The sequence below is a fragment of the Pontibacterium sp. genome, assembly GCF_964228735.1.
In the GTDB taxonomy this organism is placed as follows: domain Bacteria; phylum Pseudomonadota; class Gammaproteobacteria; order Pseudomonadales; family Balneatricaceae; genus Pontibacterium.
Genome location: NZ_CAXRBQ010000162.1, coordinates 1 through 11,702, shown reverse-complemented (window position 1 = coordinate 11,702; position 11,702 = coordinate 1). Strand labels below are relative to the sequence as shown.

Sequence of the window (11,702 nt, the reverse complement as noted above, 5' to 3'; positions counted from 1 at the left end):
CATCATGCGGGTACTTCAGGTGAGTTTATTTGAGCGAAAACCACTGGTTGAGCTATTAAATCCAGAGCCACCAGATAAGCAAAAAAGGGATCCTCAACTGAGGATCCCTTTATGATCAAAAACTATGGGACAGCAGTGGGCTTTCGCCGGCTTTTTCTTGCGTGCTTGTTATCTACAACCCTTAAACCTCAGTTTTCAGACCTTTGTAGATGCTGACACACATCAGCAGCAGGATTGCCGTAAACGGCAGACCTGTGGTGATCGCACCTGCCTGCAGTGCGGTCAGGGCTTCGGAGCCGCCACCGTAAAGCAGTACACCTGCGATAACACCCTGCAGCACAGCCCAGAAGATACGCTGTGGAACTGGTGCGTTTACTTTACCGCCTGCGGTGATGGAGTCGATTACCAGGGAACCGGAGTCGGAAGAGGTGATGAAGAACACCAGTACCAAAACGATTGCCAGAGCAGAGGTAATCTCAGCCATTGGCAGGTTTTCCAGCATCTGGAACATCGCCAGGGATACGTCGCCCAAGCCACCTGTCAGCTGACCTACGTTGTTCTGAATCTGATCCAGCGCCTGCGCACCGAATGCAGCCATCCATACAGCGGATACCAGCGTTGGGATCAGCAGTACTGCGATCATGAACTCACGTACGGTACGGCCTTTGGATACGCGTGCGATGAACATACCTACGAATGGAGACCAGGATACCCACCATGCCCAGTAGAACACGGTCCAGCCTTTGTAGAACTTCTCGTCTTCACGGCCCATCCAGTTACTCAGTGGAATGATGTCCTCTGCGTATGCACCGATAGTACCGAACAGGTTGCCGAAGAAACCTGCAACAGAACCCGCCAGGATCACGAACAGCATCAGCACGCCCGCCAGGGTCATGTTGATGTTACTCAAAATCTTAACGCCACCGTCCAGACCACGAACTACGGAGAAGATCGCGATTGCGGATACGGCTACGATGATTGCTACCTGAGTGGAGATGTTGTTTTCGATGCCGAACAGGAAGCTCAGGCCACCACCTGCCTGGGATGCACCCAGACCCAGAGAAGTCGCCAGACCAAAGATGGTCGCCAGGACTGCAACGATATCGATGATGTGACCCGGCAGACCCCATACACGCTCACCCAGCAGCGGGTAGAAAGCGGAACGGATGGTCAGCGGCAGACCCTTGTTGTAGGTGAAGAATCCCAGTGCCAGTGCAACAACACCGTAGATTGCCCATGGGTGCAGGCCCCAGTGGAACATGGTTGCGCCCATAGCAGCAGACGCACCGTCCGGTGTTTTCGCTTCAGCGTTCAGCGGAGTACCCCACCAATCGGTGTAGTAAGCCACTGGCTCCGCCACACTCCAGAACATCAGACCGATACCCATACCTGCTGCGAACAGCATGGAGAACCAGGACAGACGGCTAAACTCAGGCTTTGCAGAAGCGCCACCCAGGCGAACCTTACCTACCGGCAGGACAATCAGAGCAAGACAGAAGAGGACGAAGACGTTACCGCCAATCATGAACAGCCAATCGAAAGTCTCGATAGACCAGGTACGTGCACCAACAAGCATCTCTTTTGCGTCAGCAGGGAAAAGCAATGCCAGCACGATGAAGGAAAGGATAGCCAGAGCACTGGTAGTGAAGACCGGGTTATGGACATCCATACCCATGATCTGCACGTTATCCTGACCCGCCTTATAGTCGGAGGTATACTCCGCCGACTTAGGGCGATCTGTTGCCATTTGGTTCATAGAACTACTCCGTATTTTTATTAGAATTTCTATCCCCGCTGAGCGGTACTGCCGGGGAACCGAAACCGGCTTGGCAGTGCATAACGGCGATAGGTAGTGTCGAGTTTTTGTTTACGAACTCGCTGATCAAATGCGTGGAACCGTAAACGTTCTTGCTTCAAATCTGGCTTGGCGAACATTCTTATCTCAGCACGACAAATTGCCCTTGGCAGGTTGACAATGACTTCTCTGAGATAGGGATATTGCGACTCCCCCGTGAGGCCGGCTCTTACAGCCCCGGTGAGCAAAACCGCTTAAGGTTCCTGATCAGACCATTCAATATTACGAGGAGTGGAATTTCTGAAAGTGACTTTTAGCGACACATATAGATGAAAGCTGTCCGTTATCGACATGCTTAAAAAATGCTTCAAAATGCACCAAATATGCATAGAAATGCACAAATAAGCAGCATTTATGCAAAGTGAAATATGTAGTGTTTTTTGGGGTGTTTTGGGGGTGTGTATGTAGCAGCCCGCTCTGAGGGTGGCATGTTCCGCGCTTCGAATGGTCGCGGTCGGAGACCGCTGCTACAGGGTTCGGTGTCTGATTTCACCACCGTAGGTGGTTTGTGTTTTGTAGCAGCCCGCTCTGAGGGCGACATAATCCGCGCTTCGAAAGGTCGCGGTCGGCACCCAAAGGGCATAAAAGCCCGCTGCTACAGAGTTAGGAGTCAGATTTCACCAATGGAGGTGGTTTGTACGCTGTAGCAGCCCGCTCTGAGGGCGACATGTTCCAGGCTTCGAAAGGTCGCGGTCGGAGCCCGCTGCTACAGGGTTCGAGCTTGGTATTTGGTTTATGGAGGCACAATACCCAATGTAGGGCAGGCTTCAGCCTGCCGGCAGGCTAATCACCTTCGATGACGACGAGCCAGCCCTACAAAACACGCAGGATTCGGTTAACCCACCAAATCAATCCAGGCCAGCCAGCCCAGACCACACACGACAAAGGCCAGCAGCAGAATACCTATCCACTGTTTTACGATGTGTTTATCCATCTGCACTGGCCTCCTGGTCGTATGCGTTCTAGGTATTACTGAAGTGCTACAGACAGCTCTTCAATCACGGTTTTCACATCCGGCAGCACGGTGATCTCACCGTTTTCCAGAGTTTCAAACAGCGCCTTAAGTGCCGCTTTACCCTCTTCATTATCCGCCAGCCAGGCCAAGACGGCACCTTTGCTCTCGTCGAGCACGCTATCCGGTGTAATGGCCACACCCAATGCGATCAGTTTTTCATTGAAGTCTCGTTCATCAACCAGGTCTACGATCATCATAATTTTTGTTTCCCCCGAAACTAAAAAACCCGGGGATGCTAAAACAACCCCAGGTTTTTGATCTTACACGTACTTTAGATCACCTTCTCTTCTAGCAGAAGATTGAAGATCTCTTGTGCCTGCTCTTTGGCTGGCACGCCTTTCAATACCTTACCCGCTTCGCCCTGAGGCTTGGCGGTCGCAGCCTTGAATCGCTCTGCAGCAGTCTTGGCTTTGACCACCTTCAAACGTTTCGGCCGTGGTTTGGCCTTGGCTTCGGACCAGTTACTGCGAACAGTATCCTCTTCCTTCACACCCGCCAGCGGTTCGATCTGAGCGCGGATACCCGGACCGTATGCACTCTGCCGTGCTTCCGGTGCCGCGTTATCAACACTCGCCACAAACGGCAGTGCGACTTTCAGTGCACGGCGCTGACCACGTGGCAGTGCCAGCATCACTTCTGCAACACCATCTTCTACAGAGACGATATCAGCGATACGCGCCACGACTGGCCAGTTCAGCTTCTCCGCCAGCAGGTATGGCACCATACCGGAGGATTCACCGCTTTCTGCACGTACACCGGTCAGAACAATGTCCGGGCGCAGCTGCTGCAGGTAGTCGGCCAGGGCCGGTACCGCATCATCCTGCAAATCCAGGTTCAGTACCTGCATGGAAGACAGGCCCATACCTGCGTAGGTACGCAGTGCCTGCTCCTGCGGGTCACCGGCATGCAGAACGGTGAGGTTATCACCGCCCAGATTCATGCCCAATTCCACTGCGCGACCGTCCTGCTCGGCACGGCGTACACGACCGGACTGTGGGTGCTGGCCGATAGAGACCAGGGAGACGATATCCAATGACTGCTTAATATTAGGCTGCATTCTGTTCGCCCTCCTCACCCTTGTTCGCACGGTGTTCCTGCGCCAGCTTCAGCAGCTCGCCCAGGATCTCTTCACTGTCGCCGATGGCACTCAGCGCAGCACGTTTCACCATGTCACAACCGGCATCGGTGTTGATGGCGACAACTTTGTCACACTGCCCGATACCCTGCATGTGCTGGATCGCACCGGAGATGCCCACTGCGAGATAAACACGTGCGGTTACCCAGGTACCGGTTGCACCCACCTGACGGAAACGCGGCATAAAGCCATCGTCCACCGCCACACGGCTCGCGCCTTCAGTGGCACCCAGTGCAGCCGCGGTGTCGTGGAACTGATCCCAGTTGTGAATACCGTTACCTGCAGAGAGGATAAACTCGGCTTCAGCTAGTGGGATTGCGTTTGGATCCACAGCCACCTGGCCCTGATCCTGCAGCTGAACGATGGCACGCGGCACGGAATCCAGCTCGAGCGCTTTCGCTTCGTGACGGGTTTCATCGATCGCGTCTGCACACTCTTCCAACAGCATCAGGATACGCGGTGTTTCACGCGTGATATCCAGGCTCTGGGATGCGCCACGGCTGACGGTAGTCTCGTGGGTAACCTGCCAAGCCTGAACCGCCGGACGCTCGCCCAGACGTGCTGCCAGACGGGAACCCAGATCGGTACCACCGTTCACGCTGTCCGGGAACAACCAGTGCTTCGGCTGCAGGCTGGCCTCGACCTGAACCAGCGCCGCCAGACGCTGCTCAGGGCTGAAGCCTTCGTACTCTTCACCTTCCAGGTGGATGAGGCGATCCACACCGGCAGTGTCGTAGTTCTCTTCTTTGCTTTCACCGAAGCATACGGCAACTACAGCGCCCTCGCCTTTGATGCCGTTTGCAATCTTGTGCGCCTGACCCAGGATATCTTTATCCTGGCTGGTGAGACGACCGCCCACCAGATCCGGTACCACGACGATGTAGAAATCTGGACTCTCAACGCTGTGCAGCGGCAGCTGAACTTCCTGCGGACCACTGCTGCGACGGCCCATACCGGATGCCGCACCGTTGCCTTTCAGACGGTCGATACGCTTGATGCCGTTTGGACCGATAAAGCCAACTTTGTGTGGGTTCTTACGCAGCAGACCCGACGGGCCACGTACTTCCGCATCATCACCCACAGCAATTGTGCCATGTAGTGGATGCAGGCGGTTACGGGCGATCCATTCAGCGCGTGGATCGCGACGAATTACATCACTCATCAGTGCACCTCCTCGATCAGCTGATCAGCCAGAATCTCGGCAATGTCTTTCACCTCCGGACGCGGCTCAACCACACCTTCCAGCATCGCAGTACACTGCTGACAGCCTACCGCTACCAACTCGGCACCGGTGGTGTTTACGTCTTCCATACGCATGTCAGCGATACGACGTTCACCCGGAATATCGGTGATTGGTGCGCCACCACCACCGCCACAGCAGCGGGAGCGGAAACCGGAACGTTCCATCTCGGCGATCTCGATGCCCAGGGAGCGCAACAGCTCACGTGGTGCTTCGTATTCACCGTTGTAACGGCCCAGGTAACATGGGTCGTGATAGGTTACTGTGCCACCTTTGAACGGCTCCAGGTTCAGGTCGCCTTCCTGTACCAGACGGTTCAGGTAGGTGGTGTGGTGCAGAACTTCTACACCGTCCAGCGCGTCGCTACCAAAGTCACCGTACTCGTTACGCAGACAATGGTATGCGTGCGGGTCTGTGGTCACGATAGTTTTAAACTCGTACTGGGACAGAATCTCCAGGTTACGCTTCGCCAGGCTCTGGAACACAGCATCGTCACCCAGACGACGGGCTACGTCACCGCTATCCAGCTCTTCGTCACCCAGGATCGCCACATCGACATTCGCTGCTTTCATCAGTTTCACGAAGGAGCGCAGGATACGCTGGCTGCGCATATCGAAAGCACCGTCAGATACCCAGAACAGCACATCCGCTTTCTTCACATCGCGCATCAGCGGCAGGTTCTGGTCCGCTGCCCAGTTGGCACGGTTCGCCGGAGCGTAACCGTTCGGGTTATCGGTCGCGATGATGTTATCCAGGACTTCAGCCCCCTTGTTCGGGGTGTTGCCCTTCTCCATAGTCAGGAAGCGGCGCATATCAACGATCGCATCCACGTGCTCGATCATCATCGGGCACTCTTCCACACAGGCGCGGCAAGTCGTACAGGACCACAGCGTCTCAGGATCAACCAAACCTTGAGTGATGATCTGATCCGGTCCACCCTTGGCGTAACCGACTTCTTTACCCGGGTATGGGCTACCGGCATATTTGGCATCGGTACCACCGGCCAGACCCACCACCATATCCTGGATCAGTTTTTTCGGGTTCAGCGGCTGGCCAGCAGCAAACGCCGGGCACATTGCTTCACAGCGACCACACTGTACGCAGGCATCAAAACCCAGCAGCTGGTTCCATTTAAAGTCTTTTGGTTTGGAAACACCCAGAATCTCTGGCTTGCCATCGTTCGCAGTCAGATCAACCGGTTTCAGACCGGTGGAACGACCACCGCCAAAACGCTCCTGACGACGGTGGAATGCCAGATGCAACGCACCAGCAAAGGCGTGCTTCATCGGACCACCCCAGGTCATACCGAACAGCATCTCGGCCAGACCCATCGCGATCACTACGCTCAGGATAATCGTCAGCACCCAACCGCCAGTACCTTCCGGCAGAATGCCAGCTACAGGCAGGGTCAGGATGATAAACGCAGAGGAGAACGCCAGCAGACTTTTCGGCAGGCGCATCCAAGGGCCTTTGGAGATACGGCTTGGTGGGTCCATGCGGCGCTTGAATACAAACAGTGCACCCACAAACATCAGCACCAGCGCCACCAACAGCGCCCAGGCCAGAATCTGGCTATCTACACCAAACAGGTGCACCGCCAGAATCAACACTACGGAGAGAACAAAACCACCACCGGTTGCGGCGTGGGTTTTAGACATGTACTTATCGCGCTCTACTACATCGTGCAGATCGTGCAGGTAGCGCTTTGGCATTGCCATCAGACCGGCGATCAGATCAACCTTGTCAGGCTGACCGGCACGCCACAAGCTTACGCGACGTACTGCACCGATCACTGCCAGAGACAGTGCGACGGCGATCAAAACAGAAGGTAACCAGTCGAGAACCATTTTTCACCCTCACAGAACTGGTGTACGGGCAGTGGACCTGCCCTGTTATTCTAGAAATGCCGTCACCCCACCGCAGCGGAGTGACGGTATAACGACTTAGAGGTCTTTGCAGAGGCGCAGTGCATCATACATTGCTGCATGCACGTTACGCTGGGATACACAGTCACCCAGACGCCACAGGATCATGCCGTCGCCGGACTCGGAGAGCACAGGCTGCGGTTTGATATCGAACAACGCGTCGTTGTCGATCTGACCCTTGTTGCGGGATTCCTCTTTCAGTGCGTAGTACAGCTCTTCGTTTGGACGGGTACCGTTCTCAACAACTACCTGATCTACCACGCGCTCCTCTTTCTGGCCGGTGTACTCGTTCTCCAGTACAGCTACCAGGTTGTCGCCTTCGCGGTATACCTTCTCCAACAGGAAGTCAGAGGTCATGATCACCTCTTTCTCGTACAGAGAGCGGTAGTAAGTTGGGAATGTGGTACCACCGATGCCTACGCCCGGCTTGATGTCGTCGGTTACCAGCTCTACCAGAGAGCCTTTGGATGCAGCGTAGTCAGCCGCAGACATACCGGAGAACTCACAGATGGTATCGTAGATCAGGATGTTCTTACCTGGCTCAACTTTGCCGCTCAGGATATCCCAGCTGGAGATAACCAGACCTTCCTCTGCGCCCCACTCCGGGTTCTGATCGATGTAAGGACGACCACCGGTTGCCAGTACACATACGTCTGGTTTCAGTTCGCGAACCAGCTCAACATCGGCTGCGGTACCCAGACGGATATCAACACCCAGACGTTCCAGCTCCATGACCAGCCAACGGGTCACACCGGCAATCTGGTCACGCTGTGGTGCTTTAGATGCCAGCGTGATCTGACCACCCAGCTCTTCGCCTTTTTCGATCAGGGTTACATTGTGGCCACGCTCGGCTGCAACACGTGCGGCTTCCAGACCACCAGGGCCACCGCCAACAACAACCACTTTACGGATCTGACCGTCGGTCTTTTCGATGATGTGTGGCAGCCCCATGTACTCACGGGAGGTTGCAGCGTTCTGGATACACAAAACGTCCAGACCCTGGTACTGACGGTCGATACAGTAGTTCGCGCCAACACACTGACGGATCTGATCAACCTGATCCATCTTGATCTTAGCGATCAGGTGCGGGTCAGCGATGTGTGCACGGGTCATGCCTACGAAGTCCACATAACCGGCTTCGATGATACGTTTCGCCTGGTTAGGGTCTTTGATGTTCTGTGCGTGAATAACAGGCACGTCTACCACTTCCTTGATGCCAGCTGCCAGGTGCAGGAACGGCTCAGGTGGGTAGCTCATGTTCGGGATTACGTTCGCCAGCGTGTTGTGGGTGTCACAACCGGAACCTACAACACCGAAGTAGTCAATCTGACCGGTGGCATTGTAGTACGCTGCGATCTCTTTCATGTCGTCGTGGTTCAGACCGTCCGGGTGGAACTCGTCACCGGTGATACGCATGCCCACAACGAAATCAGGGCCTACTTCTGCACGTACCGCTTTCAGTACTTCCATACCAAAGCGCATACGGTTTTCAAAAGTGCCGCCCCATTTGTCGGTACGTTTGTTTACACGTGGAGACCAGAACTGGTCGATCATGTGCTGGTGTACTGCAGACAGTTCAACACCGTCCAGGCCACCCTCTTTCGCACGACGTGCCGCCTGAGCAAAGTCGCCGATTACGCGCCAGATCTCTTCCTCTTCGATGGTCTTACAAGTCGCACGGTGAACAGGCTCACGGATACCGGATGGAGACATCAGGTTAACCCAGTTTTCACCGTCCCAACGGGAACGACGGCCCATGTGGGTAATCTGGATCATGATCTTGCCGCCGTGCTTGTGTACAGCGTCGGCCAGATTCTGGAAGTGAGGGATAATCCGATCAGTGGAGAGGTTTACAGAACTCCACCAGCTTTGCGGACTGTCGATGGAAACCACACTGGAACCACCACAGATACACAGGCCACAACCACCCTTGGCCTTTTCTTCGTAGTACTTCACATAGCGATCAGTGGTCATACCGCCATCGGTCGCGTAAACCTCGGCGTGAGCGGTGCTGACAATACGGTTACGGATGGTCAGCTTGTTAATCTTGAGCGGCTCAAACAGCACATCAAACTGGGACATAATCGGACCCCACCTTATTTATTTCTTATTTGGCTGGAGCCGTTTACAGCCATTGCGCTGTAATTCGACTCCTAGTGCCAGATTTTGTTTTTAGTGTGCAGGCCCGAAGACCTGCTTTGCTCTTGTCGTGTTGCGTCTTACAGTGGGGTTACTTCGAAGTAACCAACGTCACAACCATCCTCGGCTGCACACTGGGTCTGTTCCGCTTTAGTGCGAACGTCGTAACCCAGGCTTTCTGCGATCTGATCCAGTGCACCTGCAAACCAACCAGTGAACATGTAGTCCACTTTGCGGTTTACCTGGCCATACTGGTAAACGAACGCAGAGTTTTCCAGACGTACTTTTGCAGTGCCTTTTTCCAGGTCCAGCTCTTCAGTCACGAAGAAGCCCCAGCCACGCTGAGACAGACGCTTCATGTAGTGGTCCCATACCTCTGCACCGCTCATGCCGTGCTCAGCTGCTTCCTTTTCACACCAGTAGTGCGCAGATTTGTAACCAGCCTTGTACAGGATCTCAGCGTACTTCTCGGCACCGATCTCCTCTTCGATCGCCATGTGGTTGTTCACGAAGAAGTGACGAGGCACATACAGCATTGGCAATGCGTCAGTAGTCCATACGCCGGTTTCGTCATCTACGTTGATTGGCATTTCTGGAGCGTGTACACCCATTTCTTAAAACCTCAAATTCAATTCTGTTGTCAGGCGTAACCGGTGTTGTTTCGATACAATTGCGATGTAAGAACCGGATTACGCAAATTAGGAGTAACGGGGCAAAAGCCATCGAGGAGCCCAATCACCCGATGCCCGATGCCCCGCTACATACTCTGTAACGGGGCCGTTTAATTACTCGCCCCAAACCTCTTTCAGCAGGTTCACCCAGTTCTCACCCATGATCTTGCGAACCTGAGTTTCAGAGAAACCAGCGTTCAACAGCGCTTCAGTCAGGTTCGGGAACTCACCGACTGTACGGATGCCTTTAGGGTTGATGATTTCGCCGAAGCGGGTCAGACGACGGGCGTACCCCTTGTCGTGAGTCAGGTATTCGAAGAAGTCCTGGCCGTGGCCCTGAGTGAAGTCGGTACCAATGCCGATCGCGTCTTCACCCACGATGTTGTAGATGTACTGAATCGCTTCCACGTAGTCTTCTACGGTTGCATTCACACCTGCACGCAGGAACGGAGTAAACATGGTCACACCTACGAAACCGCCGTTGTCAGCGATGTACTTCAGCTCTTCATCGGTACGGTTACGTGGGTGTTCTTTCAGGCCAGCAGGCAGACAGTGGGAGTACGCCACTGGCTTGTTGGATGCGTCGATAACTTCTTTCGCAGTGTTAGGACCAACGTGAGACAGGTCACACAGAACGCCAACGCGGTTCATCTCAGCTACGATCTCGTGACCGAAACCAGACAGACCACCGTCGCGCTCGTAGCAGCCAGTACCCACCAGGTTCTGGGTGTTGTAGCACATCTGAGTGATACCCACGCCCAGATCCTTAAAGATCTGTACGTTGCCGATCTGATCTTCGTACGCGTGAGCATTCTGGAAGCCCATCATCACACCGGTCACACCTGCTTCTTTCGCGCGGTAGATGTCACGGGTGGTGCGTACTTTCATCAGCAGATCGCTGTTCGCTTCGATCAGCTGGTTCATCTCTACGATGTTCTTAACCGTACCTTCGAAGTTTTCCCAGAAGGACACAGTACAGTTCGCTGCGGTCAGCCCGCCCTTGCTCATGTCTTCAAACAGTTCGCGATTCCACTTCGCGCAGATCAGGCCATCGATAACGATGGAATCATTGTGCAGATCGGCTGCGTTCATTGTTGTTATCCTTTTTCTATACCTAACTGACTTAAACCGGATGTGCTTCTCACCCTCTAACGGCAGATGGGCAAGAAACGGGAAAGATGGCTAACTTTCCAAACTTCGTTCAGTGTAATTTTTCGAAAAAGACAGTAAGAGGCTGGAAACGACCCGCGGATTACTAAAACCGACCAACCGAAGGGTCATTGACCGTATATTGCGGCCTGCAGCGGGATTTAGAGGGGAATTTAGGGTGTCGCGTTTGTTATTTACGACAGTAGAACGATAAGATGCACCTGTAGCAGCGCTCTCCGAGCGCGACCACATGGTGTGAATTAACCGCCGAAATGTCGCCCTCGGAGCGGGCTGCTACGGACACGTATGTGTAGCAAATGAAATGGACCCGCCCACCTAAGTGCCACAATTAAGTTTGTACCGGCATCACTAGATAGGGGGTCCACTATGAGTAAGATTAGCATCGTTGGTATCGATATCGCCAAGTTGTCATTTCAATTGCACGGCATTGATGGACAAGGACATACACGGCTTTCAAAAAATGTGGCGTGGGTACAGCTGCTGAAACAGTTAAGTAAGTTACCGCCGTGCCGCGTGGCGATGGAGGCGTGTTGCGGGTCACACTACTGGGCG

The 11,702-nt window shown here is 54.2% G+C and carries 8 protein-coding genes and 1 pseudogene; 1 reads left to right on the top strand and 8 read right to left on the bottom strand.

Features of this window, described 5'->3' with window-relative positions; translation table 11 throughout:
- Positions 1-181: 181 nt before the first annotated feature.
- The 8 genes from ACEQ15_RS17765 to ACEQ15_RS17730 all read right to left on the bottom strand — a co-directional run bounded on the left by ACEQ15_RS17765 (position 182) and on the right by ACEQ15_RS17730 (position 11,072).
- Positions 182-1,756, bottom strand: a complete 1,575-nt coding sequence (locus tag ACEQ15_RS17765) for a BCCT family transporter (RefSeq protein ID WP_370280595.1) — start codon at positions 1,754-1,756, stop codon at positions 182-184.
- 1,068 nt (positions 1,757-2,824) lie between these two features.
- Positions 2,825-3,067: a hypothetical protein gene (locus ACEQ15_RS17760; RefSeq protein ID WP_370280594.1), complete on the bottom strand. Its 243-nt coding sequence runs from the start codon at positions 3,065-3,067 to the stop codon at positions 2,825-2,827.
- Between the two features lie 74 nt (positions 3,068-3,141).
- Positions 3,142-3,927: an electron transfer flavoprotein subunit beta gene (locus ACEQ15_RS17755; protein ID WP_370280593.1), complete on the bottom strand. Its 786-nt coding sequence runs from the start codon at positions 3,925-3,927 to the stop codon at positions 3,142-3,144.
- Positions 3,917-5,167: an electron transfer flavoprotein subunit alpha/FixB family protein gene (locus ACEQ15_RS17750; protein ID WP_370280592.1), complete on the bottom strand. Its 1,251-nt coding sequence runs from the start codon at positions 5,165-5,167 to the stop codon at positions 3,917-3,919. The genes ACEQ15_RS17755 and ACEQ15_RS17750 overlap by 11 nt, the downstream gene beginning before the upstream one ends.
- On the bottom strand, positions 5,167-7,092 hold the full coding sequence (locus ACEQ15_RS17745; RefSeq protein WP_370280591.1) for a (Fe-S)-binding protein: 1,926 nt from the start codon (positions 7,090-7,092) through the stop codon (positions 5,167-5,169). Before ACEQ15_RS17745 ends, ACEQ15_RS17750 begins: the two co-directional genes overlap by 1 nt.
- A gap of 96 nt (positions 7,093-7,188) precedes the next feature.
- Complete coding sequence (gene dgcA / locus ACEQ15_RS17740) at positions 7,189-9,252, bottom strand: dimethylglycine demethylation protein DgcA (RefSeq protein WP_370280590.1); 2,064 nt, start codon at positions 9,250-9,252, stop codon at positions 7,189-7,191.
- A gap of 137 nt (positions 9,253-9,389) precedes the next feature.
- Positions 9,390-9,920, bottom strand: a complete 531-nt coding sequence (locus ACEQ15_RS17735) for a DUF5943 domain-containing protein (protein WP_370280589.1) — start codon at positions 9,918-9,920, stop codon at positions 9,390-9,392.
- Between the two features lie 174 nt (positions 9,921-10,094).
- Positions 10,095-11,072, bottom strand: a complete 978-nt coding sequence (locus ACEQ15_RS17730) for a dipeptidase (RefSeq protein WP_370280588.1) — start codon at positions 11,070-11,072, stop codon at positions 10,095-10,097.
- Between the two features lie 444 nt (positions 11,073-11,516).
- Between ACEQ15_RS17730 and ACEQ15_RS17725 the strand changes: the two are divergent.
- Positions 11,517-11,702 (top strand): annotated as a pseudogene (locus ACEQ15_RS17725) (IS110 family transposase); the annotation flags it as partial.

Bases quoted from the DNA above. Each gene is read 5' to 3' on its own strand.
- ACEQ15_RS17765 (WP_370280595.1), bottom strand. From the start codon at position 1,756: ATGAACCAAATGGCAACAGATCGCCCTAAGTCGGCGGAGTATACCTCC.
- ACEQ15_RS17760 (WP_370280594.1), bottom strand. From the start codon at position 3,067: ATGATGATCGTAGACCTGGTTGATGAACGAGACTTCAATGAAAAACTG.
- ACEQ15_RS17755 (WP_370280593.1), bottom strand. From the start codon at position 3,927: ATGCAGCCTAATATTAAGCAGTCATTGGATATCGTCTCCCTGGTCTCT.
- ACEQ15_RS17750 (WP_370280592.1), bottom strand. From the start codon at position 5,167: ATGAGTGATGTAATTCGTCGCGATCCACGCGCTGAATGGATCGCCCGT.
- ACEQ15_RS17745 (WP_370280591.1), bottom strand. From the start codon at position 7,092: ATGGTTCTCGACTGGTTACCTTCTGTTTTGATCGCCGTCGCACTGTCT.
- dgcA (WP_370280590.1), bottom strand. From the start codon at position 9,252: ATGTCCCAGTTTGATGTGCTGTTTGAGCCGCTCAAGATTAACAAGCTG.
- ACEQ15_RS17735 (WP_370280589.1), bottom strand. From the start codon at position 9,920: ATGGGTGTACACGCTCCAGAAATGCCAATCAACGTAGATGACGAAACC.
- ACEQ15_RS17730 (WP_370280588.1), bottom strand. From the start codon at position 11,072: ATGAACGCAGCCGATCTGCACAATGATTCCATCGTTATCGATGGCCTG.